The organism is Psychrobacter sp. NPDC078501 (genome assembly GCF_044900935.1).
GTDB lineage: Bacteria > Pseudomonadota > Gammaproteobacteria > Pseudomonadales > Moraxellaceae > Psychrobacter.
The window spans coordinates 19057-43934 of sequence record NZ_JBJDOS010000002.1 but is presented as its reverse complement, the minus strand read 5'-3'; the positions used below and the strand labels follow the sequence as shown (position 1 = coordinate 43934).

The following is a 24878-nucleotide window of genomic DNA, read 5'->3' as shown; positions in this document are numbered from 1 at the left end:
TTTTGAAATGACTTTGTAATAACTTCAAGAGAACTGTGAGATAACTTTGGAATAACTATGCTAATAAAAATTGGAGAACTTGCTAAGCGTACAGGCGCTACAGTAGAAACCATTCGCTATTATGAAAAAGAAAAGCTATTACCAGAGCCTGCGCGTAGTGAGGGGAATTATCGCTTATATCGTGAAAGCCATATTGAACGTCTACAGTTTATCCTGCACTGTCGCACACTCGATATGACGCTAGATGAAGTACGGACTTTACTTAAGTACTGGGAAGAGCCTAGCAGAGATTGCGCTGATGTCGATACCTTATTGGATGAACATATCCGTGCTGTAGAAACACGTATAGAAGAGCTAAAGCAGTTAAAAAAACACTTAAGTGTTTTGCGGCAGAAATGCGTCAGTAGCGCACCAGCGAAGTCATGTGGCATATTAAATGCGCTTGCTGATCATTCTTGTCATGAAAATTCGCCATATGGCTCACAGTAAATACTATCTGAATAGCTGCAAATAATTAATGCTTATTCATTGCTATAGATAGTGTCTCTGCTGTCTGATAATTACTATGCCACCATTTCACTTTATCTATTTAAACTGATTCTAATGACTTGGTTAAACAGATTCTAACGATTTGGCCTCTTCAAAAAACGCAAACCATAGACGCCTACCCTCTTCATTAATACGTCGCACCGTCTCAAAATACTTTTGCCGTGCTTCTTCATCTACTAAGGGAGCAGGAAGTAGAGGGTCAAAAACAACACTGCGGATACCTGCATCTCCAAGCATGAATATTTCTCGAAGCGCCACGTGGGACGGCAAATCATCCAAACCACTTAGCCAGTCGGTGAGCTGCTGCGACTTCTCCTTATAATGCTTTTCAAGATGCATGTCTGACCAAAGTGCTCGTGCTTTTTTCTGCCTAACCTCATCAAATTCATTGGCTTTAAAAACTGCGGCTTCATCTTCTAACCCCAAGTCCAATAGACGCTTACGGACGACATCGACACCGCCTAATAAATTATTAGGGCGCAGATAAAGCCCCTTATCTAGTTCACGAAACCCCAATAATGATAAAGCGCGAGCACGAGCACGCAGCGCTTTACGGTCACTGCGAGGTAACCCACCTGTAGCTACCGCTATCCATGAGCCATCGGATTCTATCGTTCTTTTATCTGCTGTCTGCCATAAGGCCACATCAGCGCCCAATTTTTGAGCTTTCGGTCCGAGTCTGTAGGTGGCAGGACCAATCAACTCAGCAAGATCCGCTTGGATCAGACGAGCCAACGTCACACGTATACTATTTTCTGTCATACCAAAGATAGAGCCTGCCAGCACCGCTTCGGAAGCACTAAGTGTGTTTGCTTCTGCCACCATAAGTAAGCGTAAAAGCAATAAACGAGGCGTTGGTTTGTTCATATTACACCTATTGACGGAATTATTTTTTATATGTAATACTGATCGTGTAAGTTACTTAACTACTGAAACTTAGTAAATGACATTTAAAATCAGGGAAGATAATCATCATGTCAATTGTAAATCAATTTAAGACCCATGAGGTGCAGAATCAACCTTTTGCCTTAGCCAATTATAATGCATGGGAAACAGATACAGCGCTCAAAGAAGCTGTCGCACGAGAGGGTGCTGCTTGGGCAGCAAGTCACTTGAAAGAGTTTGGCGCACTGACTGGTGGAGATCTGATCACTAGCGGATTCTTAGCCAATGAAAACAAGCCTAAATTACGCAACTTTGATAGCTATGGGCGGCGTATAGATGAAGTAGAATTTCATCCGGCTTACCATGATCTGATGCGTGCAGGAATGAAATATGGCATGAGCAATTTTGCTTGGCGCAATGAAGAGCGTGATAGTGCTCACGTGGCTCGGGCGGCAGTCATGTATCTCGGCTCACAGCCTGAAGCTGGATTTGGTTGTCCCATGTCTATGAGCTATGCCGCTATCCCTGCCCTACGTCATTCGCCAGCACTGGCCGAAAAATGGCTGCCAAAGCTATTATCCGAACACTATGATCCGCGTAGCTTGCCCATGGAAGAAAAGCTAGGCTGTACGATGGGTATGGGCATGACAGAAAAACAAGGTGGGTCAGACTTACGCCGCAATACGACTCGAGCCACACGACAAGCAGATGGCTCTTATGAAATCGTTGGGCATAAATGGTTTTTCTCAGCGCCAATGTGTGATGCTCATCTCGTTTTGGCTCAATCTGATAGTGGTCCTAGTTGCTTTTTAGTACCACGTTTTCGGCCTGATGGGACACCTAATGCCGTACAAGTTCAACGCTTAAAAGATAAATTAGGAGATTGGGCAAACGCTTCCTCCGAGGTAGAGTTTCAAGGTGCATTCGGTGAGCTAGTGGGTGTTGAAGGTCGCGGCATTCCTACCATTATCGAGATGGTCGCGCTAACCCGACTTGACTGTATGATTGGCTCCTCAGCTCAAATGCGCCAAGCGATCGTTCAAGCGATTCATCACACCAGTCAGCGTGAGGCCTTTGGTAAATTATTAGTCAACCAGCCTATTATGCGTAATGTATTGGCAGACTTAGCCTTAGAGTCAGAAGCGGCTCTAGCCCTAACAATGCGTATTGCGCGCGCTGTTGATAGGTTAGAAACAGACCCTCATGAAGCCGCGCTCGCTCGTATTGCTACTGCGATTGGGAAGTATTGGATATGCAAACGCGCGCCCGTTTTTATCAATGAGGCACAAGAGTGTTTGGGCGGTAATGGCTATGTCGAAGAGACTATTATGCCGCGTCTGTACAGGCAAGCACCGCTAAACTCAATCTGGGAAGGCAGTGGCAATGTGCAATGTCTAGATGTGCTGCGTGCCTTAAAAAAGGAACCAGAAACTCAGCGAGCTTTATTTAAGGAACTGCAGCAGGCAGCAGGGAAAAATGCTGATTATGATGCAGAACTAAACCTACTAATAGAGCGATTTGAGGATACGCAAACCCTGGAGTTCCGTAGTCGCTATGTGATTGAGCGCCTAGCATTGATGCTACAGGCTTCGATACTACTACAGACTGAACATACGGAGATCGCTCAAGCATTCTGTCGTTCTAGGATTGGGAATGAGCATGGACTGGCCTTTGGTACATTAAGTCCTGATGCTCCCGTGGATTTATTGATCGAACGGGCGGCTGGCGCGACAAAAGCAGTTCTGTAGATATCTTTGTATATAAAATATTCCTTTGCTACTGATTGTAATCATAGCAGAGGCTTTTGCCCTTAATGTCAGTCACTTTATTCTCAGCCATAACGGGCTCAAATAATGGTCACATAAAACACTAAAAAAGGCGCTTCTGAATTATAAAAATGCCTTACCGAATAGCCGTTCAAATGTTAAATCGTTTAAATAAGCTCATCATTTCGAAGAGTGAGAACTTCATAGCCGTCAGAAGTAACCGCAATGGTATGCTCCCACTGAGCAGATAGCTTTTTATCATTGGTGATTACGGTCCAACCATCTTTTTTGACTTTAACTTTGGCTTTACCTTGATTGACCATCGGTTCAATGGTAAATGTCATACCTTCTTGTAGGACTAGACCTTTTCCTTGATGTCCGTAATGTAGAACTTGCGGTCCCTCATGCATTTCGCGTCCAATACCGTGACCGCAATACTCTCGCACTACAGAATAGCCCTGCTGCTCAGCGTAACTTTGGATGGCATGACCAACATCACCTAGCGTTGCTCCAGGTTTCACCACTCGTATTCCTTCCCACATCGCTTCATAGGTCTGATCAACCAAGCGTTTTGCAAGGGGCAACACCTCACCTATCAAATACATTTTGCTAGAATCAGCGATAAAACCCCCTTGTTCTAGGGTAATATCCACATTCACGATATCACCCGATTTGAGTATTTGCTGCTCTGAAGGAATGCCATGACAGACCACGTTATTCACTGAGGTATTCAATGCATATTGGTAACCATACTGACCCTTACTGGCTGGACGCGCACCTAACTGATTGACGATATAATGCTCAGCAAGGTTATTGATATCCATCGTAGAAGTACCAACTGTAATTTGCTCATCAAGATAATCAAAGACAGAGGCGAGAAGTCGCCCAGAATCGCGCATGATTTCCAATTCTGCTGCGCTTTTAAGTATGACCTTATCCATCTATAAGGTTCCTTACATTGACATCAGCTTGTCTCATTTGCTCATTGATAATTTGGTTGTAAGACATATTGGGGTTGGCTTCAGCAAGCATGCCTATCTTCATCCAATATTCAGCTTGAGCGTTGATGGAGCGCACCATGACGGCACTTGCTTTACGAATATCTTCATGCAGTTCATCATCAATTTTAACAATACCCATAAAAATATCTTAATATACGAAACGTATATCTATTTTTGTATGGTTGCAAGAAATTATGTATCGCTTGAACTCGATTTCCTTATATCGAAATTATTTGAATTAAACTATAGCTTAATACTGATAGCAAAAAACCACCTATCAAGGTGGTTTTTTTAGACGTAGTGTAGCCAACTTTTAGAAAGTTCTATTTAAAAAATCATATGAGCACACACCGCAATGATTGGTAACGAGATAATGGTTCTCAATAGAAAAATGACTAATAGTTGAAAAAAGCTCACGGGAATTTTTGTCCCTAAAATCAATCCGCCGACTTCTGACATATAGATCAATTGAGACACTGACAAGCAAGCGATAACAAATCGAGTTAGTTCTGACTCGATTGAAGAACCGATAATAGCTGGCAAAAACATATCGGCAAAACCTACCATAATCGTTTTTGACATTTCTGCAGCAAAAGGTATGTTCAATAATTCTAAGAATGGAATAAACGGCATACCTAAATAATCAAATACAGGTGTTTCTTCTGCAACGATTAGACCCATAGTGCCAATTGCCATAACGACAGGCAATATTCCAATCCACATATCCAAAATATTTTTTAGCCCATCTCTTAAGAAAGTAAGAAAACTTGGGCTCTTATCTGCTTTTTGGACAGCTTTATGTAAACTGTGGGTAAATAACGTTTTTCCTTCGGGAATGGTTTCATGATCTCTATCACTGTTTTCGATAGTATAAGTATCTTCAATTCTAGATAAAGGTAATAACCTTGGAACTATTAGCGCACAAACAATGCCGCATAAAGCAACGACCCCAATCATATTGATAAAGTAGCTTTCGAGCTTAACCTGAGAAATGACAACCAAACAGAATGTAATCGACACTGCTGAAAAACTTGTAGCAATAATTGCCGCTTCTTTTTTGGTATAGAACCCACCTTCCAATTGTTTATCGGTTAATAACACACCGATAGTGCCATCGCCCAACCATGACGTTAAACAATCTACAGATGACCTACCTGGCAAGCCAAATAAAGGTCTCATTACTTTACTTAGTAGAACCCCAAAAAATTCTAACAAGCCAAAATCAAGCAATAATGGTAGCAGCAATCCAGCCAAGAAAAAGACGATAAAAAGTATTGGCATTAACTCATATAATATTAAGCCGCCAATATTGTCTGAATATATTGACTCAAACCCAAATTTAAAATAGGTCACGACAACAAAGAACGCACCAAGCATCCTAATAACAAGCCAAGGCGTTGTAACGTTTAATAAATTATTTAGAAACGCATTATTCAGAATAAATGCAGGTTTCATGATTTTAGTATATAAGGTACAACACAAGGTAATCATGATTGAGGTGACAACCAATAACGGCAAAAGGTTACCGATATAACCCTGTATATAATCCTTCAATACAGATATAGGAATGGTAAATCCTTCTGCATAGGTGACAAACTTACCGTCAACATAAGGAATTGGAAATACGAAAAGCATCAAACCTATAATAGATGGGATAAAGAACTTCAAAAATTGTCTGATATTGATACCGCTAACATCTCGACTTGCAGCGCTGGCTTTAATAATGTCCATATTATTTTTACTCGCAGTCCCTTTTTAACCAACCTAAAGAAGGTTTTAACAAACCCCTTTAGGCTAGATTCTTTTACTCATTTTAAATATTCAGTACTAGTAATTGCTCAAAAGTGTGTGGGTCACTTTTTCTAAAATTTTAAATATTCTGGTCGAGTCATCTTTTGAGTTGTTATACAAAGGATTTATCTCTGCCATTTCCCAGCAGCATACTTTCTTATTCTTGATTAACTCTATGTTAAGTTGCATCGCTTGCTCGTATGACAGGCCATTCATTGCAGGTGTACCGGTGCCTGGAACATATAAAGGGTCGACACTATCAACATCAAACGAGACATAGATATGATCACAATATTCTAGTTTTTTGAAGATTTCCTCTACGGTAGAACTGATGCCTTTTTGGGTTATCTCAGCCACGCTATATAAAGGGATTTTATGTCTTCTAATTAGATCCATCTCTTCTTCTTGATAGTCTCTAACGGCACAAAACACCACGTTTTCTGGCTTAATTGATGGCTCGCTCGATGCCATAAACTTCAACTTTTCCCAATACTCTTTTTCTTTTTCAGAAAGCTCGTTACGCTGACATTCCAAATTATCAATGGCACAAGCCATTGCCAAAGGCATGCCATGCATATTTCCTGATCCGCTGGTATATGGTGAGTGAAAATCGGCGTGTGCGTCTATATAAACCACGCCGATTTCAGCATCAGGATGTGCCATTTTTAGACCGTGCATGGTGCCCGCACAGCTAGAATGATCACCTGCAATAACAATCGGAAATTGATTTTCGTTTCTTATATCTTTGATTTTATGCGCCAATTTAGAAATAACAGGTTCAATGACATCGGCGTATTTTGCATGCTTAAATGATGACTCTTCTTCATGTATATATTCATTTTTTATACTATCAAGTTGCAATTTTTCATAGTAGTCTGCATTCATCTCTTTTGATGACGCGCGCAACGCATCGATTCCTAGTGACGCGCCTTTTTTATGCCCTGCGACATCTGAATAAACTTCTACTATTCGCACGTTTTTCATTAAATCATTCATTATTTTGTCTCTATTAAATAAAACAATTTTTCCATCATTTGAGTCCAAATCTGGCATTGAACTCCTATTTTTCTATATTCAAATGACTTATGATACGGCCATCGATTCATCCGTCTCTAGGCTACGATCTTTGCTATGAGCTTTTACGACCGAATAGAGGTTTTTAGGGTCTTGTTGCTGAGGAATCAAGTCGAGCAGCTCATATGCATCTTGCTTTTTAATCAAATCACGCAAAAATACCAAAGCCGTAAAGTCTTCTGAGGCAAAACCAACACCATCAAATACAACCAAGTTATCTTCATTGGTACGTACTTCTTTTTCACCGTTTACGATGCGGTGAAACTCTGTCACAGGGAAATCTTGAGAGAGCTGTTGAATGTCGCCTTCAATACGGGTTTGCGGTTCAAATTCCACGATTACATGATCGGCTCTTAACAAGATGTTGGCATCTAGCTCCGTTTTGCCAGGACAGTCACCACCGATGGCATTAATATAGACGCCTTTTTTGACCATATCATCACGAAGAATGGTGGCGTTTTTCTTATCTGCGGTACAGGTAGTGATGATATCTGCACCTTCAACCGCCTCTTCTACCGTTTTGCAAATAGTAATCTCTAGGCCTGAATCGGCAAGGTTGCGCGCCACTTTTCCAGATGCAGCTGGGTCGACATCATACAAACGTACTTTTGAGATACCCACGACTGCCTTCATACCCATTGCTTGGAACTCACCCTGAGCACCATTACCGATAAGCGCTAAAGTCTGGGCATTTTTGGGTGCACAATGTTTGGCAACCAGTGCAGAAGTCGCTGCCGTACGCAAGGCCGTTAAAATACACATTTCTGTCAATAAAATCGGATAACCTGTATCGACATCAGACAACAAGCCAAAAGCGGCTACCGTCTGCAAATCGCGCTTGGTGTTGATAGGATGGCCATTGACATATTTGCACGCAAACATTTCACCATCGCTGACAGGCATCAACTCTATGACGCCGTCTTTGGAATGAGAAGCAAAGCGACTGGATTTTTCAAAACTATCCCAACGAGAAAAATCTTGTTCTAAAGCATCTACCAATTCTTTTATCGTCTGCTCTATACCATAATTACTAATGATTTCAGCCATCGCCTGTACGCTAACAAATGGCACACCCTGCTTCTGTGATACGATAAATTTAGACATTAATTTTGCTCCATTCCTTGAATATTATTTATTTAACCGACAATTAATATGCTACCAATTATAATTGTCAGTTAAAATGTCAATAATTTACCAAATATGGACATTTTTTTGACACATTGTTAGGTACTACTTATCATAATGTCAAAATCCAATGAAGGAAGCATCTTTATGGCGTATTACACTTATGACTCTTTAGATAGCGAACTGATATCTGAACTTCGACAAGATGGTCGAGCAACCATCTCAAACCTGGCTAAAAAACTCAAAGTCTCTCGTGCCACTGTCCAAAACAGATTGGATAGACTGATTCACAACGGTGCTATTTTGGGGTTTACGATTCGAGTGCATGAGGCACTAGATAAAGAAACAGTTAAAGCGATGATGATGATTGAAGTAACAGGAAAATCTACTTCACAAGTGATTAGGAAACTGCGGGGTATTCCGCAATTGATTAAGCTGCATACGACAAATGGGGCGTGGGATTTGGTAGGAGAGATACATACTACAAGCTTGAGAGAATTTGATGAAGTGCTGCGTCAAGTCAGAGAGATTGATGGTATTTTGAATAGTGAAACAAGTGTTCTGCTTTCGAGTTTGTAATATGAATGTATACAGAGATAACATTTTCAGCACTGTCTCAGAATGCAACGCTCTAGCCCTACTTGGTCTGTAATCTAGTGATATTAATGTTGTTGATTCATTAAAATAGTCACATTTACCACCAGCTCTGAGTATGCTTATACCTAGCATATGTAGATAGCCCCAATCTCAAGATTGGGGCTGTTTTTATGTCTGCAATAAAAGAGCTGTAGCGGAAAACCTTTAGTTTCAGAGCCTTTTAATCAAAAATGGTTATTAAGCGTCATCATGGTTCACTTAATAACCCAGTCCAAAGCAGCTACCCTTCCACATGGTTGAATAACTCGTTTCTTATAAAATCTGACAAGCTTCATCAAAGTCCAATCTTGGAAGACGGCTATACAATTGATCTTCTTGACCATAACCTATATTAATCAGTAGATTTGAAGTCCATTTGCTACCCTCAAGAAAGGTTTTATCTACCAGTTCATTATTGAATCCAGACATTGGGCCTGTGTCTAAACCCAAGGCTCTACAAGCCAAAATCAGATAGGCCGCTTGCATAGAACTGTTTCTAAACGCCGTTTCTGTTATGAGTTCAGGGCTAGAGTTAAACCACGATCTGGCATCCGTATGTGGGAATAATTTGGGAAGTTGCTCATAAAACTCTTCATCATAAGCGACAATCACTGTGACAGGTGCTGTCATTGTTTTTTCGATATTACCTGATGACAGTGCTGGTTCTAAGCGCGCTTTAGCGTCATCGGATTTAAGAAATACAAACCGCGCCGGTGAACAGTTGGCCGAGGTAGGTGCCATTTTAACTAAATGGTAGATCTCTTCAAGTAGTGCATCTGGTACGTCTTTTTTTTGCCAAGCATTAAAGGATCTGGCCTTGCCAAACAGTTGGTCAAGACCTTCTGAGGTTAACGATAGGGAATCAGTCATAGTACGTCCTAATTGATATTAATTTTTGGATAAGAATTGAAGGATTTTGTTATTGGTTGAGCAGGTCTCTGTGATTGTACTGGCATGGCCACCTGTCACCATCAACTCAAATTGAGCATTATGCATATTATCGGCTAAAGCCAGACCGCGTTGCCATGGCACCAACACATCATCAAGATTGCTTAAAACTAGCGTTTTATTTTTGATATGCTTGGCATTTATCAGGGGCTGATAAGCCTGCAAGGCTTTTAGTCTCGTTGAGACGTTCTCGACTGGCGCAAAGTGAGCGATGGCTTTATCTTCTTTTTGTGTGAGTGCGTCTATGTTGTCTGAGATCCAGATCGGTGGGTATAAAAATATCGCTTGGGCACGTACAAATGCCTCTACCCCTGTATTTTCTATCAAGCTTTGTCGCATGCTAAAACATTTAATAGTATGAGGATCGAGGCTTTCCCAACCATTTAGGATGACCAGTTTATCTAATAATTCTGGCGCTTTATAAGCGACTTCCATACCGATAAATCCGCCAAGTGCGTGACCGACGAAATGACAGTTAGACAGCTCTTCTTGTTTCAAAATTTCAATTAATTGTTCTGCTAAATCTTGCATAGAATAGTCATCGGGTAAGAGATCACTATCAGGTGATACCCCCTCTTGTTCATAACAAATCACATTGTAATGCTCGGTAAAACTCTCAATTTGAGGTAACCAAAAATCAGCATGCCCGCCTAAACCTGAACTAAATACGACCGTTTCTAACGTGTCGTTCTTACAAGGATATTTTTTAACTAACATAGGGTTTCATCCAATTTCAGTAAAATTCAAATTGCAGTAAAAGTATCTAATAGCTTATAAAATCAAGTTAAATTAAAATGACTAAATCAATTCAGCGGTACGCTCATCGCTTTCATCATATTCATACGTTACGGTTTCTTCGAAACTTGCGACTTTGCTTTCATTTTTACTTTTATTTTCAACAGCCTCTTGAGACTTAATATATTTAATTAACGCGTCTATGGTACCGACCTTTAGATTATGAGTATCAGCGAATTTCATCAGATCATTTCTACGAGCCATTTCACCATCTTGGTTGATGATTTCTACAATAACCGCAGCAGGCTCCAAGCCAGCCAGTCTCATTAGGTCACAACCTGCCTCAGTATGCCCAGCCCGCTCTAAAACACCGCCTTCTTTAGCCACTAATGGAAAAATATGACCTGGGGTTACGACGTCATCAAAGGTAACGTCTTGAGACACGGCAGTTCTGATAGTCTGAGCTCTGTCTGCCGTTGATATTCCGGTACTTACCCCTTTTGCTGCATCAATAGAAACGGTGAAATTTGTACTATAAGGTGCTTGGTTGTCTTTGCACATGAGAGGTAGTTTTAATTTTTTGCAACGCTCGGAGGTCAAGGTCAAACAAACCAAACCTCTGGCATGGGTAATCATAAAGTTAATATCATCAGGTTTGGCCAAACTGGCTGCCATGATCAGGTCACCTTCGTTTTCTCTATCCTCATCATCCATGATTATGACCATCTTGCCTGCTTTAATATCTTCAATGATTTCTGGTATTGTATTGATATTCATAAAATCCACCATTTGCATTTATATTTGCTTTTGTATGTTGTTATGTAGAGCCTGTGTTCAATTAATCACACGCTCTACATAACGTCCTACGTTTGATATGGCCGTATAGCTATTTCATAGAAATAGTAGTATTTACGCCTTCACTAGCATCTTCATCAAACCAGCGTGAGATCACGGTTTTAGTCTGCGTATAAAACTGTACCGCTTGCTTACCATAAGGACCTAAGTCACCAAGCTTACTGGCTCTAGACCCTGTAAATGAAAACATTGGTAGCGGTACTGGAATTGGTAAATTAATACCAACTTGTCCAACATCGATATCTTGTTGGAACTTGTGTGCATGAGCGCCAGACTGGGTAAAAATTGCGGTGCCATTACCATTTGGATTGGTATTGATAATCTTAATCGCTTCCTCAAGCGTGTCGGCATACATAATGCATAGGACAGGGCCAAAAATCTCTTCGGTATAGCAGCTCATATCAGTGGTTACATGATCTAAGATAGTCGGACCAACAAAGTTACCATCCTCATAACCTGCTACCTGACAACCACGACCATCTAGCCTGAGAGTTGCCCCTTCGTCTATACCGGCTTGGATTAAGCGCTCGACACGGGCTTTGGCTTGCTTAGATATTAGCGGACCTAAATCTTTGTCATCCTTGCCAGCAGACACTACTAACTGTGCTGATTTTTCTACAATCTCATCAACCCACTGTTTAGATTCTCCAACCAATACCACAACAGACAGTGCCATGCATCGCTGCCCTGCTGCACCAAATGCGGCTCCTGCCAACTGATTCAGACTTTGTTCTTTATTGGCATCAGGCATGATAACGGCATGGTTTTTCGCACCCATCATACATTGCACACGTTTGCCAGCCTGACCGGCTCGATCATACACATGCTTACCCACCGCAGTTGAGCCAACAAAAGATATCGCTTTTATGTCAGGGTGATCGCACAGTGCATCCACTGTATCTTTACCACCATGAACCACATTTAACACCCCTTTTGGTATACCGGCCTCAAGCGCCAGCTCGACCAATCTCATGGTAACGATTGGGTTTTGCTCAGAAGGTTTTAAGATGAACGTGTTGCCTGTGGCGATGGCCATTGGAAACATCCATAGCGGTATCATGGCAGGGAAATTAAAGGGGGTAATACCTGCACAGACACCTATTGGCTGCTGCACGGTATACATATCGACACTACTGGCGACGTTTTCAATGTAGCCACCTTGCTGCAAGTTACCGATACCTGAGGCGTGTTCTACGACCTCAAGACCTCTAAATACATCACCTCTAGCATCTGCCAGTGTCTTACCTTGTTCTTCAGTCAGTAGCGCTGCCAGCTCATCCATATTTTCACGTATCAGTTGTTGATACTTTAGAAACACACGCGCTCGTTTGCTAATGGGTGTGACACGCCAACTCTGAAAGGCCTCAGATGCTGTTTTGATGGCTTGCTCGATTTCCTCAGGTGTTGACTGTGGTACCTTAGCGATAACTTCTTGAGTGGCTGGATTGGTGATATCAATCCATTCTGTGGTAGTTGACTCGGTAAATTCGCCATTAATCAATTGTTGTACGCTGCGTGGTTCTGTATTCATGACACGATTCCTTAAGGTGATATCAAATAGGGATTAAAATTTATGGATTGAGTTTTAAGAGCGGCTCTGATGTAGCGATTTCTCTCTCAGTGGACACGCTCACCTCTTTTTGTTTGTTGTTAAAATTGAAAACGAGATTCATAAGAATGGCTAAAAAAGTAGCGGTACCGATACCGCCTAAATCAAAGCCTGCAATGTTTAGTGAATAGTTGCCAGTACCTAAGATTACTGGGACGGCAGCTACCAACATATTGCCATTCTTACTAAAATCAATTTTTGCATTCATCCAAATGCGCGCACCAGCGATCGTGATTAAACCAAAGACAACGATTGAAGCACCGGTCAAAATAGGCACAGGAATGGTGCTGACCAACGTGCCAAATTTAGGGGATAAACCCAATAAGATTGCGAAAACACCGGCTATGACAAAGACGACTGTAGAGTAAATTTTGGTCGCGGCCATCACGCCGATGTTTTCTGCATAAGTCGTCATACCAGTACCGCCTACCGAGGCTGAAAGCGTGGTACAAAGGCCGTCAGCGAAGAACGCTCTACCCATATAAGGCGAGATGCTTTTGCCAGTCATGGCTTCTACTGCTTTGAAATGCCCAAGGTTTTCAGCGATCAAGATGATAAAGACAGGTGCAATGACTAATATGGCACTGGTCTCAAAGACAGGAGAATAAAGGGTTGGAATACCGAACCAAGCGGCATTTGCAATTGGACTAAAATCAATAGGCGTGCCCATGCCCAAGACGTTTGTTAATAGGAAATAAATAAAATATGCGGCGACTAGCCCGATTAACAGTAACAGGCGTCTGACCATACCTTTGGTAAATACGGCAACTGAACAAATACATAATACGGTGACTAACGCCATCCAAGAGTCAAAGCTACTGCCGATAACGCTTTGTATGGTGACAGGCGCTAAGTTCAACCCGATAATCATCACAATGGACCCAGTGACCACAGGTGGCATCAAGTTCTCAATCCACTCTGTCCCTGTTTTCATCACCAGCAGACCCATCAGTGCATATAAAATCCCGCAGACAACGGTACCTCCCAGGGCGATACCAATATTTGGATTGATACCCGTGCCGCTATACCCTGTTACTGCTGCGACCGCTCCGATAAATGCGAAGCTAGAGCCCAAATAACTTGGTACGTGACCGCCAGTAATAAGAAAGAAAAGTATCGTGCCTATACCCGTAATCAGCATGGTCAAGCTAGGATCAAAGCCCATCAGTAAGGGAGCTAAGATTGTCGCACCAAACATTGCGAATGAGTGCTGTGCGCCTAACACCACACTTTTACCCATTGGCAAGTACTCATTGATACCTACCGGTGTCGTTTCTAGGTTCCCAGTGTAGGGACGCCATTTCACAAACCATTTATCCATTTTGAATATCCTTAAAAAAAGTAGAGGTGTGATACTTAGTTTTTGCACTTACTTAATTGATGGTAGTCTCGATTGAAATAGATGAGACTTTCACAATCAGGTTTGTGTTTGATATCCAATACTTCACAAATAAGAATATCGTGGGTCCCCACTGAGCTGATGAGCTTGATTTTGCAATCAAAAGAAATGCTAGCATCCTCTAACACAGGCGATCCGGTTGACAGAGTGGACCAATTGCCTTGCTCAAATCTTTCTTCCAGCGCCTTTTTACCACCGAAAACACCGCTCAAATCTTTATGTTCAAGACCAAGTGTGTTGACGCATAGCACCATATTTTCTTTAAAAAATTTATACACAGAAGCGCTTCTGTTTAGACACACTAATAGGGTTGGCGGTTCGTCAGTGACACTGCACACCGCTGAGGCTGTAAATCCTGCCCGCCCTGCTGGACCTTCAGTGGTAATAATGTTCACGGCAGCCGCCAACTTACTCATCGCATCTCTAAAAGACTGCTGCATGTCGGTTAAGTTTCCTGCCGTAGAGGTGAATGATTCTTTAGACTTATGTTTCATTAATGAGGATTGCGTTACTTGGCTTTCTTTAATTACTGTATTCATCTGTCATTTCCTTTTAAACAATATTCCGCCACATGTGTAGTCAACTAAAGCGCCCTACTACAGTCCAATGCTAGGGGGTTCGATGTCAGGTAACTTTAAATTCACTAACTGCAGTTATTTTTAAACAGGTTTTTATCCAATGTGCGCTATGGACGCGATTTCGACCAAAGCATCTGGTTTAACCAATCCACATTGGATACAAAATCTTGCTGGCTTTTCATTGGGAAAAAATTCTGCATAGACTTGATTGACCGCGTCATAATCTGCCCAATCTTTTACAAAGATCGAATTAAAGGTCACATCATCCATATCGCCGCCAGCGGTTTGAATAACGTTTTGAATCGTTGTTAACACATGGCGAGTTTGAGCAGCGGCGTCACCCACATGTACGACATCGTTGTTTTCATCAAAGGGCAAGGTGCCCGAGACATAGACGATGTTGTCGGCTTTAGTCGCTGGTACATAAGGGGCTAATGGTTTGCTGGTACCTTCAGGGATAATCACTTGTTTAGACATATCTACATTCCTATTGCGGTTGGATTAAGTATGAAAATCGTGGTTTAGGTTGCTAAAAACTGGCTAAGTAAGACGTTAGCTATCTGAAAAACACTGCTGCATGCTGGCAACATCAGACACCCAACCAAAAAAGGTTTTTACGTTATATAGTGTGGCGTCATGAGCTTCTACTGGCCCTGCTTGATAACAAGCGTCATCTAATAACACCCCAAAATACTCAAGGAAAAATCCATCTCGAAGCGTAGATTCAACACAGACGTTGGTCGCGATACCAGTGAGCAACAAGTTACGTATGCCCCGTGACCGCAATACGCTATCGAAGTTAGTGTTCGCAAAGCCGCTATAACGAGGTTTATCTATAACGATGTCTTGAGGCGCAGGGCTCAGCTCGTCGACCAACTCGTAATCCCAGCCGCCTTTTGCCAATAACGTTCCCTCAATTTCAGGATTCTTACGCATGGTTTTTAAGGCATTTGACTTGTGATAATTGGGCGATCCACTACCACCAGCCTCTACATATTTGTTATCCCAACCATTTCTAAAATAGATGACTTGTATACCAGATTGATGCGCAATATCTACGGCTTGCTTGATTTTATCGATGACGGGTTTGGTCGCTGTGACATCAAACCCAGCCAAATCCAGATAACCACCTTGGCTGGCATACGCGTTTTGCATATCCACGACGATCAACGCGGTTTGTGATGGATCTAATTTGATAGGCTCAGGCAACGACTCTAAAACAGGAGAGGATTCCTTGGTAAAGTCTGCACAAATGGTATTAACCGAATTCATATCCGCTCCTTTTATTAGGCTTCGCTGACAGCTTGGCTGGCAACTGGGGTATCAACATTGATGCGGCTCTTCATCAAAGGCTGAATCTTACTGCCAAAATCTTCCACGCCTTGCACGAAATCATCAAAGGTCAATAGAACGCCATCTGTACCTTGTACTTCAGCGACTTCGTCTAACATGCTGGCGACGTTTTCAAAGGAACCAACCAACGTACCCATATTGATATTGACTGGTGAAACGCTTGAGGCCATATGGCGAACGTTGGTATCTTTGCCTGAGGTTTTGTCCTTACCACCTTGTGACTGCAGCCAATCAATGGCTTCAAAATCCGCGCCATCATTGTATGATTGCCACTTTGCCTGCGCTTTTTCATCGGTCTCATCTGCAATGACCATAAAGAGGACATAGGTCGGAACGTTACGACCCGTCTGATCCGTATGTACTTTTAAGCGATCATTGATACCGGCATAGGCAGTTGGCGTGTTCAGACCTTTACCGAAGACAAAGTTGTAATCAGCGTATTTCGCAGAGAACGCCAAGCCCGTATCTGATTGGCCCGCACAGATAATCTTCATATCCGCTTTTGGAATGGGCTTCACTTGACAGTCATTCATCTGAAAGAACTCACCCTTCAAATCAGATTGGCCTGTTGCCCAAAGATCTCTTAAAATTTGTACATATTCAGATAGGTAGTCATAGCGCTTACCAAAATAATCATCACCTGGCCACATGCCCATCTGTCCATATTCTGCTTCTTGCCAGCCAGTCACGACATTCAATCCAAAACGCCCGTTTGAGATGCTATCAAGCGTTGATGCCATTCTCGCTACGATTGCCGGTGGCATGACCAACGTTGCTGATGTGGCATAGATTTTTATCTTGGACGTGACTGCGGCAAGTCCTGCCATCAAAGTAAAGCTCTCGAGGTTGTAATCCCAAAACTCAGTTTCCCCGCCAAAGCCGCGCAGTTTGATCATCGAAAGCGCAAAATCGAACCCATAGTGCTCAGCCCGTTGCACAATTTGTTTATTTAGCTCAAATGTTGGTTTGTATTGCGGCGCGTTTTTTGAAATTAACCAGCCGTTGTTGCCAATCGGACAAAAAATACCTATTTCCATGATTTCACCTATACGTTTGAGGAAGAAAAGAGCGATAAAAGAAATAAAGATTATTTCATGTTTTTTATGTAGCATAATTTATGCCAAATTAATTAGTTGCTATTTATCAATAACTTATATTATTTTCATACAAAAATTATTAAACCATATGGTCTAAAAATATGCAGAGAAATAGTGCGGGCTGTTATAAATTGGTGCAAAGTGTTATAAAATAGTGCACAAATGTATAAATTGTTTATAAGTACATTTTGATGGCGGTTTGGATGAAGATAAGGTGGAATAAGCAGCAGAAAAGACTGGTCAACAGCAGGTTTCTATAGTTAGTGAACCTGCAAACCGATATGGTATTGCTCGCTGTTGGAGTAGTTGGCATATCGGTTTTGATCAACCAGTAGCATCTGCCTTTGGTTACTTCGACCCTTTTTTAAATTGAATTAACTATCATTTAAAATTAGGTTCATATGGCTTTACGATGAGGGAAAATATAGTGAAAGAATACGCACTAAAAGAAGAGACAGAGACGAGTGCAAAGATATTAAAAAAGAAAGAACATATCATCAATGCTGCATTGATCGTATTTTCCCAAGAGGGGTTAAATGGCGCGCGCATGGAGCAAATTGCCGAAGAGGCTGATATATCTAAATCGAATATATTTTATTACTTTCAAAGTAAAGAAGTTCTGTATGTTGCTGTTTTAGAAAAGGTGCTGAGTAAGTGGCTATCGCCTTTGAGTGAGATTAACGCCAACCAAGATCCAAGGGTTGCCCTTAAGACCTATATTGAAGAAAAATATAAAATCTCAAAAAAATCGCCTGCAGCATCGAGACTATATGCGTTAGAGATTATACAAGGGGCACCTCATTTGATGGCCGTATTAAAAGGCCCTTTAAGGTCTTTGGTTCGTGAAAAGGTGGCAGTGATTGATGGCTGGATTGCAGATAACAAGATTAAGTCCGTGTCTGCCATCCATTTGATTTTTCATATTTGGGCGGTGACTCAGCACTATTCTGATTTTTCTACGCAAACTGAAGCGGTGTGCAATCATAGCTTGAGAAATAAAAAGTTCGCTAATGAGGCATTAAACACTAGTACTCAGCTTTTGGTAGATAGTTTGATTCCGTGATTTAATATGAGTAAAGTACAGATCCCCAATTCGAAAAGCCCCAATCTAAAGATTGAGGCTTTTTTTATGTCCGTCATTTAAGGGCTGTAGTTTAAATAAAGACTATATTTTAAATAAAACATTACATGACTAAAACTTCTTTTCTTCAACCCCTATAGTCACGATTGTATAAGGATGACTTGGGAGAAATCAGCACCTGCAAGTGAGGTTAGCAACCAAAGTAAGTAGTGATATAATGTCCTGATAATTGATATTTCATGAAAGGGTTACATTATGGCTCGTACCGCTAGCGCATTGCACATTTTAGTAAAACATAAAGAACAAGCTGAGGACATTATTGCCAAGCTTAAGAAAGGTGCTAAGTTTGATGTACTGGCCAAGCGATACTCAACCTGCCCATCAGGTAAAAAAGGTGGCAGCTTAGGCGAGTTTGGCAAAGGTGATATGGTAGGGCCATTCGATAAGGTTTGCTTTACTGGCGAACTATTTACCCCGCATTTAGTAAAGACCAAATTTGGCTGGCATGTCGTAAAAGTCCTTTATAGAACTTAAGCATTGGCGTTTTGATTGTAAGCCAACTGAGCTATATCTCAAATATTGTCCTGATTCGCATATGATTTAACATCGTGGTAATTATGGTAATCAGGACTTGATGTTTGATCGACCTATCCTTTCTAATCCTTACGTCAAACTCCCCTTATTTTATTTAAGCAGTATTTTACTTAAGCAGTTTTCTACGAGTTAAGGTCAAATATTGAGGTGGCGAGACAAACTGTAATCAGCCTTTAAAACCCTTAGGTAATTCAGGTGCAGGCAAACGTTTCATATCAGAGTCAACATTACCGAAACGCTCATGGCCATTATTCCAATCAACAATAGATTGTTCAATCTCAGCTTTGTTATCAGCAACGAAGTTCCACCACATTAGCACTCGGTTATTAAGCGGTTCGCCGCCGATGAACATGATACGTGTGCCTTTTTTGGCAGCCAACTTAATACTTTTGTTATTGGCGACATCGCTATCATGAAAACGGAATAACTGATCTTGCTGACAAACCTTGTCTTCGGACTCTACCTCCCCTTCTGAAACCAAGATACCGTACTCAAAGCCTAGCTCTAAATTCAATGTCGTTTCGCCATCTTGCTTGAAGTACACATCTATACCAACCAGTTTTGAATACTGAATGGTAGGCGCTGCAAATGTCTCACCTGATGTATTGGTATAACTGCCTGTCGTCAGTATCATCTCTACGTTGCCCTCGCTCCATGTCGGTAGCTCAGGATAATGATGAAAACTACGTTCGATTTTCTGATCGGTGGGAAGCGCAATCCATAGCTGCACCATACTGATACCACGTGCAGCATTTTCTGAACCGCCCGTATCTGGAAAGACACTTTGCTCTGTATGACTGATACCTTGGTGCAGACCTGTACCTGCGGTCATGACATTGACTTGGTTTTTGGTAATAACCTGTTCATTACCTAAACTGTCTTTATGCAGCACTTCACCATTTAGCATCCAGCTGAAAGTCTGCAAATTAGTATGCGGATGGCGACCCACTTGCATCCCTGCATCATCTTCACCAAAATCAGCAGGACCTGCATGATCTAAAAAGCACCACGCACCGATCGGTTTTTTGCCTTTATTGGGTAATAAACGTGCGATTGGAATACCGCCGACATCAGCCAGCTTTGGCTCAAACGTTTGAATACTCATAAACCTACTCCTTTCTTGATACTCCATATATTACAAATAATGAGCGTAGAATGGTTGTTGGTACTTCCATGCTCAATACATCGGCAGCTGACATCTTATCATTTAGCGTTTTACTATTTATATTAACGCTTCTGCTAACGGTAAAGATATAAACGCCGTTGCGGGTATTTTTTAGCCGATATGGTTAATTTTTATCATCGTTCCTTTGTATACCGCGTATTTTCTCTGCATCACTATCTAAATTTATTATGCCACTACAGGTACAATAAAAAGAATATATAATTGACGCATCTAAAATATGAGCAATGAAAACATGGATATCGAAGGCAATACTGCTGATCAAATAGAAATTATCTATGAAGATGAGTATATAGTAGCGATTAATAAAGAAGCTGGTCTGTTGGTGCATCGCAGTTGGCTGGACAAAGGTGAGACAAGCTTTGCCATGCAGCTTACTCGTGATGCGGTAGGCTGCCATGTGTTTCCAGTACATAGGTTAGACAAACCTACATCAGGTGTGTTGTTATTTGCCAAGAGCTCAGCCGTGGCACGCAGCCTTACCGAAGCGTTTACTGAACGCAAAGTGACCAAGCAATATTTGGCCGTGGTGCGTGGCTTTATGTCTGAGCAAGGTACTGTTGATTATGCGTTGAGCTTTAAGCCCGACGCCATTGCCGATAAATTTGCCAACTTAGATAAACCTGCTCAAGAAGCGGTCACCCACTGGCAAAGTTTGGCACAAATTGAGCTGCCATTTGCAGTATCAAAAAAGCATACCACTAGCCGCTATAGTCTGGTTCGCTTAACGCCTGAAACTGGACGCAAACATCAGCTACGTCGGCACATGAGGCATGTATTCCATCACATTGTGGGTGATACCAGTCACGGTGATATACGTCATACACGATTTTTTCGTACTCACTATGAGTGCACGCGTATGTTGCTGCATGCTCAGACTTTGGCACTCAGCCACCCCGTCACTGGTGAGCCATTAATACTAAAGGCGGGATTAGACGATCAATGGATGCGTATCTTAGAAGAGTTCTCTTGGGTAGACAGCGCTAAAGCCTAAACTTATCTAAAATAGTCAGTGAAAAAAGCCAAAATAAGGCTGCTAAAGGTTCGGTTCCCTAGTGAGGACTTGAATCTTTGACTTTAGGCTAATGATATCGAGGTTTTGAATTACTGAGATAGCCACAGTGTACTTTATGGTGTACTTACCATACATACTCTATCTATGATCGGTGCGCTATACAGGCATCGAGCTGCTAGTATTCGAGAATACTTTAATCACTATAAAATTAAAGGAACTATCACACCATGATCGTTAAATACACAAAGTTGGATGATAATAATAGCTCTTTAACGCTGGGAAAGAACTATATCGTTATTTCTATTAGTATAAGACCAGATGAAAAACAACCTTTAATTACTATCCGAAGAAATGATGATGGAACACCTTGTGTTTTCAGCTTAGCGCTCTTTGATGTGATTGACTCTCAAATACCTCAAAACTGGGAGTGGTATGAATTGAATAGTGGTTTTAAGGGCTATTATCGATTACAACCAATCGAGTTCCATGGAAATTTTTGGCATGACTATCATGATGGTCATGAGAAAGCTGATGAGCTATTTGAAAAAGTCTATAGCCTATTAAATGATCGAGCTATAATAAATGGGTATCAAGTATAAATTTTTACAAATAAATTATTTTCTCTCAAAAGGTATACCTCAGCGGAACCAGCTATTTCACCCCAAAAACCTATTAACAGACTACTTAAAACAGACTGGTATAATGGAACCACTTATAACAGCTTTTAAGAATAGTTATATCTGTTAGGCTTTACTCGATTACTTTATATTCTCATAATACACTTAAAAGATAGTCTCTTATACTACGCTCCAAAACCTCAAGTTTTTCAAAATATCTTTTTATCAAGTCTTCAATATCTTGTAGCACTGCGCATATAGCTCACTTAATGATAACTCACCGTTTTTTGGTGATCATTTTATCAAAAACCTTTTGCACAGCTTTGTGACTACGCTCACGGATATTAGTCTCATTTAGAATGATGCATTTTCTTGAGAGTTAAAGGATGATAATAGAATAAAAAACGCAGAGCACCATTTGATGCCCTGCGTTCATTAGATTGAACTGTACTTACAGAATACTGCGTCTAAATTGTAGATAGGCCGCTGTGATTGCCGCGGCATCTTCTATCTGCGGATAGTGACCTAGCATAGGCATATTGGTTATATCAGCATTGGGTATCAGCTGACGATAACGATCAATCATATGCTGACCTGAGATAGGATCTTTGGCGCCAGCAATCAATTTAATCGGTACAGTACTGTTGATAATCGCGCCTACCCATCGCTCGCGGTACTGCTGACGTTGGGGCATATAGTTAATTAGCTTATGCATCACGCCCAATCCATCATTGTGATTTAACAGCTGCCATAGCGTATCTATCACCTCTACTGTGGGCTGCGTGTTGGGGCCAAATATCCGTTGTAAACTGCCCGCAAATTTCTGCTTATTAATCAGCTTTGATACCAGAGGACCCAGTGGCGATAGCAATAGTTTCTGTACCAAGATAGGTTTGTGCGTCTCAGGAAATAAACCACCGTTTAAAAAGCATACGCTAGCAATGTGTCGCTCAGCGCTACCCTCAACTTGTCTGGCTAGCAACTCTTGAGCCACTGTATCACCATAGTCATGCGCCAATATATGATAATCACTAACGCCCAGTTTTTCTAAAACCGCTTGATAAATATCAGCCTGCTCACTGATTAGATAGCGCGCGTTTTTGGGTTTGTCTGACAACCCAAACCCCAGCATATCGAGGGTGATAACATAATAATGCTCGGTTAGCGCATCCCACATGCCCTCCCAATCCCAACTGGCACTAGGATAACCATGAATCAATAGCAATACGGGCGCACTTTTATCCCCTGCATACCGAGTAAAGATTTGATACCCATGAATGGATTCATATTGCCCCTGCCGTTGCCACTCATCAAGAGTTATCATTAGAGACTTACTCCTCAAATGATGGGTCAGTACGGCGCAATTTTCTCAACAATGCAGGCCATGCGATATCGCCATTCGCGCCACGGGTGACTTGCTCTGATGCAGCTTGGATACCTGCCAATATTTGGGCTGGTATCGGCGTCAAGGCACCACCGCCGCTCTGTGCTTTGATCTGAATCTCGCAAGCTCTTTGCATGATATACATGTATAAGAACGCATTGGCGACCGTATCGGCACAGGTGAGCAGACCATGGTTACGCAAAATCATAAAGTGAGCATCGCCTAAATCAGCAACCAAACGTACTTTTTCTTCAGGGTTTAATGCGACGCCTTCGTAGTCGTGGTATGCCAAGTTAGATAGTGGAAATAATGATTGTTGCGAGATAGGTAGTAGACCTTTTTCTTGCGCTGAGACGGCAACGCCATCATTTGTGTGCAAATGAATGACGCAATGCGCATCATCACGAGCCTCGTGCACAGCACTATGAATGATAAATCCAGCTGGATTAACATCAAACTCTGATGGCGCTACTTTTTCGCCTGCTTTATTGACCTTGACCAAACTAGAGGCGGTAATCTCTTCAAATAGCATCCCGTACGGATTGATTAAAAACTCATCCTCAGTACCTGGTACGCGCGCAGAGATATGAGTGAATACCAAATCGTCCCAGCCATAAGAGGCAATCATTCGATAACAGGCGGCAAGATTTACGCGCATCTGCCACTCTTGTTCGCTCATATTATGGTGTACACTCGAGGTTGAATCGGTCGATGTCGCGGTTTGCATAGTTGTTTGCATGGTGTATTCCTTTACTGTGTTAGATATCCTGAATGATTACTTTACACCATTTTATAAAACCAAATCTGTCAAAAACATTACACTTATGAATATCAATCATTATTTAAATAACGACCCATGGTTTAGTCAATTACCAGCCATTGTGCAGCCACTACTGGCAGGCGATGCGGTGTTAAAGGTATACCAAAAAGGTCAAATGATTCATGCCATCGGTGACAGCGATGATGCGGCGCTACACTTTGTCGTGTCGGGAACGATTAGAGTCTGTAATGTGAGCGCTAGTGGCCATGCTATGACACTGGCGCATCTATCTAGTGGCGAGTGGTTTGGTGAGATATCTATCATAGATGACAATCCTCGCACCCATGATGCGTGGACGATTAATAAAGTAACGCTCATCTCAATCCCAAGAAATCTAGTCATTCAGACAGCGCAGTTGCATCCGATTTTATACAAGCACCTCGCGCTTATAACCTGCGAGCGAATCCGCCGAGCATTTGACTGGATTGATGATGCTACCTCACTTAATACCTCGGCGCGACTGGCTAGCATGCTGATTGGACTGATCGACACTTATGGTAAGCAAATAGGAGACGACATCAAAATAGAGCTACGCTTATCGCAAGAAGAGCTGGGCTTTATGCTTGGCACTACCAGACAAACCATCAATAAAATCATTCAATCGTGGCAAAAGCAGCATCTTATCGATATGCACTATGGTTTTATCACCATAAAGGACAAACCCCAGTTGATGGCAATGATGAATCCTGCCTGACTTGAATATATAAAATCGTCTCAACAATCCACACAACATCCAACTTATGATAGTTAGCATCAACTGCCTTAACATCTTCTTAACAGACC

At 41.7% G+C, this 24878-nt stretch carries 25 protein-coding genes and 1 pseudogene; 8 read left to right on the top strand and 18 right to left on the bottom strand.

Annotated elements, in window-relative coordinates:
• Positions 1-57: 57 nt before the first annotated feature.
• On the top strand, positions 58-489 hold the full coding sequence (gene cadR / locus ACI2IW_RS03165) for a Cd(II)/Pb(II)-responsive transcriptional regulator (RefSeq protein ID WP_404692624.1): 432 nt from the start codon (positions 58-60) through the stop codon (positions 487-489).
• A gap of 123 nt (positions 490-612) precedes the next feature.
• Here cadR and ACI2IW_RS03160 read toward each other — a convergent pair whose 3' ends face one another.
• Complete coding sequence (locus ACI2IW_RS03160) at positions 613-1416, bottom strand: PaaX family transcriptional regulator (RefSeq protein ID WP_404692623.1); 804 nt, start codon at positions 1414-1416, stop codon at positions 613-615.
• A 107-nt stretch (positions 1417-1523) separates the two neighbouring features.
• Between ACI2IW_RS03160 and ACI2IW_RS03155 the strand changes: the two genes are divergently transcribed.
• Positions 1524-3182: an isovaleryl-CoA dehydrogenase gene (locus ACI2IW_RS03155; protein ID WP_404692622.1), complete on the top strand. Its 1659-nt coding sequence runs from the start codon at positions 1524-1526 to the stop codon at positions 3180-3182.
• Between the two features lie 185 nt (positions 3183-3367).
• On the opposite strand, the gene map is transcribed toward ACI2IW_RS03155, so the two are convergent.
• The 5 genes from map to ACI2IW_RS03130 form a co-directional block, all read right to left on the bottom strand.
• Positions 3368-4141: a type I methionyl aminopeptidase gene (map, locus tag ACI2IW_RS03150; RefSeq protein WP_404692621.1), complete on the bottom strand. Its 774-nt coding sequence runs from the start codon at positions 4139-4141 to the stop codon at positions 3368-3370.
• Positions 4134-4340, bottom strand: coding sequence for a ParD-like family protein (locus ACI2IW_RS03145; protein ID WP_057761037.1), 207 nt, complete (start codon positions 4338-4340; stop codon positions 4134-4136). Before ACI2IW_RS03145 ends, map begins: the two co-directional genes overlap by 8 nt.
• A 188-nt stretch (positions 4341-4528) precedes the next feature.
• The gene (locus ACI2IW_RS03140) at positions 4529-5932 is read right to left on the bottom strand and encodes a YjiH family protein (RefSeq protein WP_404692620.1); all 1404 of its coding nucleotides are present in this window, start codon (positions 5930-5932) and stop codon (positions 4529-4531) included.
• 96 nt (positions 5933-6028) lie between these two features.
• Entirely contained in the window at positions 6029-7045 is a 1017-nt protein-coding gene (locus ACI2IW_RS03135; RefSeq protein ID WP_404692619.1) for an arginase, read from the bottom strand.
• 30 nt (positions 7046-7075) lie between these two features.
• Positions 7076-8170: an ornithine cyclodeaminase gene (locus tag ACI2IW_RS03130; protein WP_404692618.1), complete on the bottom strand. Its 1095-nt coding sequence runs from the start codon at positions 8168-8170 to the stop codon at positions 7076-7078.
• Between the two features lie 168 nt (positions 8171-8338).
• On the opposite strand from ACI2IW_RS03130, the gene ACI2IW_RS03125 reads away from it, so the two are divergent.
• Entirely contained in the window at positions 8339-8770 is a 432-nt protein-coding gene (locus tag ACI2IW_RS03125; protein WP_057761040.1) for an Lrp/AsnC family transcriptional regulator, read from the top strand.
• 330 nt (positions 8771-9100) lie between these two features.
• On the opposite strand, the gene ACI2IW_RS03120 is transcribed toward ACI2IW_RS03125, so the two are convergent.
• The 9 genes and pseudogenes from ACI2IW_RS03120 to rutA form a co-directional block, all read right to left on the bottom strand.
• Complete coding sequence (locus ACI2IW_RS03120) at positions 9101-9697, bottom strand: malonic semialdehyde reductase (RefSeq protein WP_404692617.1); 597 nt, start codon at positions 9695-9697, stop codon at positions 9101-9103.
• Between the two features lie 18 nt (positions 9698-9715).
• Positions 9716-10492, bottom strand: a complete 777-nt coding sequence (gene rutD / locus ACI2IW_RS03115; protein WP_404692616.1) for a pyrimidine utilization protein D — start codon at positions 10490-10492, stop codon at positions 9716-9718.
• A gap of 111 nt (positions 10493-10603) precedes the next feature.
• Positions 10604-11287: pseudogene (gene ribB / locus ACI2IW_RS03110) on the bottom strand (3,4-dihydroxy-2-butanone-4-phosphate synthase); the annotation flags it as partial.
• A gap of 109 nt (positions 11288-11396) precedes the next feature.
• Entirely contained in the window at positions 11397-12896 is a 1500-nt protein-coding gene (locus ACI2IW_RS03105) for a CoA-acylating methylmalonate-semialdehyde dehydrogenase (RefSeq protein WP_404692615.1), read from the bottom strand.
• A 40-nt stretch (positions 12897-12936) separates the two neighbouring features.
• The gene (locus ACI2IW_RS03100; protein ID WP_404692614.1) at positions 12937-14295 is read right to left on the bottom strand and encodes a solute carrier family 23 protein; all 1359 of its coding nucleotides are present in this window, start codon (positions 14293-14295) and stop codon (positions 12937-12939) included.
• Between the two features lie 35 nt (positions 14296-14330).
• Positions 14331-14912: an NADH-dependent FMN reductase RutF gene (rutF, locus tag ACI2IW_RS03095; RefSeq protein ID WP_191114002.1), complete on the bottom strand. Its 582-nt coding sequence runs from the start codon at positions 14910-14912 to the stop codon at positions 14331-14333.
• A 132-nt stretch (positions 14913-15044) separates the two neighbouring features.
• Positions 15045-15428 carry a pyrimidine utilization protein C gene (gene rutC, locus ACI2IW_RS03090; RefSeq protein ID WP_057761062.1) on the bottom strand — a complete coding sequence of 128 codons (384 nt, stop codon included), beginning with the start codon at positions 15426-15428 and terminating at the stop codon, positions 15045-15047.
• Between the two features lie 75 nt (positions 15429-15503).
• The gene (gene rutB / locus ACI2IW_RS03085) at positions 15504-16223 is read right to left on the bottom strand and encodes a pyrimidine utilization protein B (RefSeq protein WP_404692613.1); all 720 of its coding nucleotides are present in this window, start codon (positions 16221-16223) and stop codon (positions 15504-15506) included.
• Positions 16224-16237: 14 nt separating this feature from the next.
• The gene (gene rutA / locus ACI2IW_RS03080; RefSeq protein WP_290176503.1) at positions 16238-17341 is read right to left on the bottom strand and encodes a pyrimidine utilization protein A; all 1104 of its coding nucleotides are present in this window, start codon (positions 17339-17341) and stop codon (positions 16238-16240) included.
• Positions 17342-17828: 487 nt separating this feature from the next.
• On the opposite strand from rutA, the gene ACI2IW_RS03075 reads away from it, so the two are divergent.
• Together ACI2IW_RS03075 and ACI2IW_RS03070 are read left to right on the top strand one after the other, a co-directional pair.
• Positions 17829-18464 (top strand): TetR family transcriptional regulator C-terminal domain-containing protein, encoded by a 636-nt coding sequence (locus ACI2IW_RS03075; RefSeq protein ID WP_347163264.1) that lies wholly within the window; start codon positions 17829-17831, stop codon positions 18462-18464.
• A 273-nt stretch (positions 18465-18737) separates the two neighbouring features.
• Entirely contained in the window at positions 18738-19016 is a 279-nt protein-coding gene (locus tag ACI2IW_RS03070; RefSeq protein ID WP_102078430.1) for a peptidylprolyl isomerase, read from the top strand.
• A 226-nt stretch (positions 19017-19242) separates the two neighbouring features.
• Here ACI2IW_RS03070 and ACI2IW_RS03065 read toward each other — a convergent pair whose 3' ends face one another.
• Positions 19243-20181, bottom strand: coding sequence for a pirin family protein (locus ACI2IW_RS03065; protein WP_404692612.1), 939 nt, complete (start codon positions 20179-20181; stop codon positions 19243-19245).
• Positions 20182-20479: 298 nt separating this feature from the next.
• Between ACI2IW_RS03065 and truC the strand changes: the two genes are divergently transcribed.
• Together truC and ACI2IW_RS03055 are read left to right on the top strand one after the other, a co-directional pair.
• Positions 20480-21253 carry a tRNA pseudouridine(65) synthase TruC gene (gene truC, locus ACI2IW_RS03060; protein WP_404692611.1) on the top strand — a complete coding sequence of 258 codons (774 nt, stop codon included), beginning with the start codon at positions 20480-20482 and terminating at the stop codon, positions 21251-21253.
• A 248-nt stretch (positions 21254-21501) separates the two neighbouring features.
• Positions 21502-21873: a hypothetical protein gene (locus ACI2IW_RS03055; RefSeq protein WP_198325452.1), complete on the top strand. Its 372-nt coding sequence runs from the start codon at positions 21502-21504 to the stop codon at positions 21871-21873.
• A gap of 469 nt (positions 21874-22342) precedes the next feature.
• Here the strand turns inward: ACI2IW_RS03055 and ACI2IW_RS03050 are convergent, their stop codons facing one another.
• Together ACI2IW_RS03050 and ACI2IW_RS03045 are read right to left on the bottom strand one after the other, a co-directional pair.
• Entirely contained in the window at positions 22343-23215 is an 873-nt protein-coding gene (locus tag ACI2IW_RS03050; protein WP_404692610.1) for an alpha/beta fold hydrolase, read from the bottom strand.
• 7 nt (positions 23216-23222) lie between these two features.
• The gene (locus ACI2IW_RS03045; protein ID WP_227673240.1) at positions 23223-24014 is read right to left on the bottom strand and encodes a class II aldolase/adducin family protein; all 792 of its coding nucleotides are present in this window, start codon (positions 24012-24014) and stop codon (positions 23223-23225) included.
• Positions 24015-24099: 85 nt separating this feature from the next.
• On the opposite strand from ACI2IW_RS03045, the gene ACI2IW_RS03040 reads away from it, so the two are divergent.
• Entirely contained in the window at positions 24100-24789 is a 690-nt protein-coding gene (locus ACI2IW_RS03040; protein ID WP_404692609.1) for a Crp/Fnr family transcriptional regulator, read from the top strand.
• Positions 24790-24878 lie beyond the last annotated feature (89 nt).

Bases quoted from the DNA above. Each gene is read 5' to 3' on its own strand.
- ACI2IW_RS03145 (WP_057761037.1), bottom strand. From the start codon at position 4,340: ATGGGTATTGTTAAAATTGATGATGAACTGCATGAAGATATTCGTAAA.
- cadR (WP_404692624.1), top strand. From the start codon at position 58: ATGCTAATAAAAATTGGAGAACTTGCTAAGCGTACAGGCGCTACAGTA.
- ACI2IW_RS03055 (WP_198325452.1), top strand. From the start codon at position 21,502: ATGATCGTTAAATACACAAAGTTGGATGATAATAATAGCTCTTTAACG.
- ACI2IW_RS03065 (WP_404692612.1), bottom strand. From the start codon at position 20,181: ATGAGTATTCAAACGTTTGAGCCAAAGCTGGCTGATGTCGGCGGTATT.
- truC (WP_404692611.1), top strand. From the start codon at position 20,480: ATGAGCAATGAAAACATGGATATCGAAGGCAATACTGCTGATCAAATA.
- rutA (WP_290176503.1), bottom strand. From the start codon at position 17,341: ATGGAAATAGGTATTTTTTGTCCGATTGGCAACAACGGCTGGTTAATT.
- ACI2IW_RS03100 (WP_404692614.1), bottom strand. From the start codon at position 14,295: ATGGATAAATGGTTTGTGAAATGGCGTCCCTACACTGGGAACCTAGAA.
- ACI2IW_RS03160 (WP_404692623.1), bottom strand. From the start codon at position 1,416: ATGAACAAACCAACGCCTCGTTTATTGCTTTTACGCTTACTTATGGTG.
- rutC (WP_057761062.1), bottom strand. From the start codon at position 15,428: ATGTCTAAACAAGTGATTATCCCTGAAGGTACCAGCAAACCATTAGCC.
- ACI2IW_RS03040 (WP_404692609.1), top strand. From the start codon at position 24,100: ATGAATATCAATCATTATTTAAATAACGACCCATGGTTTAGTCAATTA.
- ACI2IW_RS03045 (WP_227673240.1), bottom strand. From the start codon at position 24,014: ATGCAAACAACTATGCAAACCGCGACATCGACCGATTCAACCTCGAGT.
- ACI2IW_RS03155 (WP_404692622.1), top strand. From the start codon at position 1,524: ATGTCAATTGTAAATCAATTTAAGACCCATGAGGTGCAGAATCAACCT.
- ACI2IW_RS03125 (WP_057761040.1), top strand. From the start codon at position 8,339: ATGGCGTATTACACTTATGACTCTTTAGATAGCGAACTGATATCTGAA.
- ACI2IW_RS03135 (WP_404692619.1), bottom strand. From the start codon at position 7,045: ATGCCAGATTTGGACTCAAATGATGGAAAAATTGTTTTATTTAATAGA.
- ACI2IW_RS03140 (WP_404692620.1), bottom strand. From the start codon at position 5,932: ATGGACATTATTAAAGCCAGCGCTGCAAGTCGAGATGTTAGCGGTATC.
- rutD (WP_404692616.1), bottom strand. From the start codon at position 10,492: ATGTTAGTTAAAAAATATCCTTGTAAGAACGACACGTTAGAAACGGTC.
- map (WP_404692621.1), bottom strand. From the start codon at position 4,141: ATGGATAAGGTCATACTTAAAAGCGCAGCAGAATTGGAAATCATGCGC.
- ACI2IW_RS03050 (WP_404692610.1), bottom strand. From the start codon at position 23,215: ATGATAACTCTTGATGAGTGGCAACGGCAGGGGCAATATGAATCCATT.
- ACI2IW_RS03105 (WP_404692615.1), bottom strand. From the start codon at position 12,896: ATGAATACAGAACCACGCAGCGTACAACAATTGATTAATGGCGAATTT.
- ACI2IW_RS03070 (WP_102078430.1), top strand. From the start codon at position 18,738: ATGGCTCGTACCGCTAGCGCATTGCACATTTTAGTAAAACATAAAGAA.
- ACI2IW_RS03130 (WP_404692618.1), bottom strand. From the start codon at position 8,170: ATGTCTAAATTTATCGTATCACAGAAGCAGGGTGTGCCATTTGTTAGC.
- ACI2IW_RS03120 (WP_404692617.1), bottom strand. From the start codon at position 9,697: ATGACTGATTCCCTATCGTTAACCTCAGAAGGTCTTGACCAACTGTTT.
- rutB (WP_404692613.1), bottom strand. From the start codon at position 16,223: ATGAATTCGGTTAATACCATTTGTGCAGACTTTACCAAGGAATCCTCT.
- rutF (WP_191114002.1), bottom strand. From the start codon at position 14,912: ATGAATACAGTAATTAAAGAAAGCCAAGTAACGCAATCCTCATTAATG.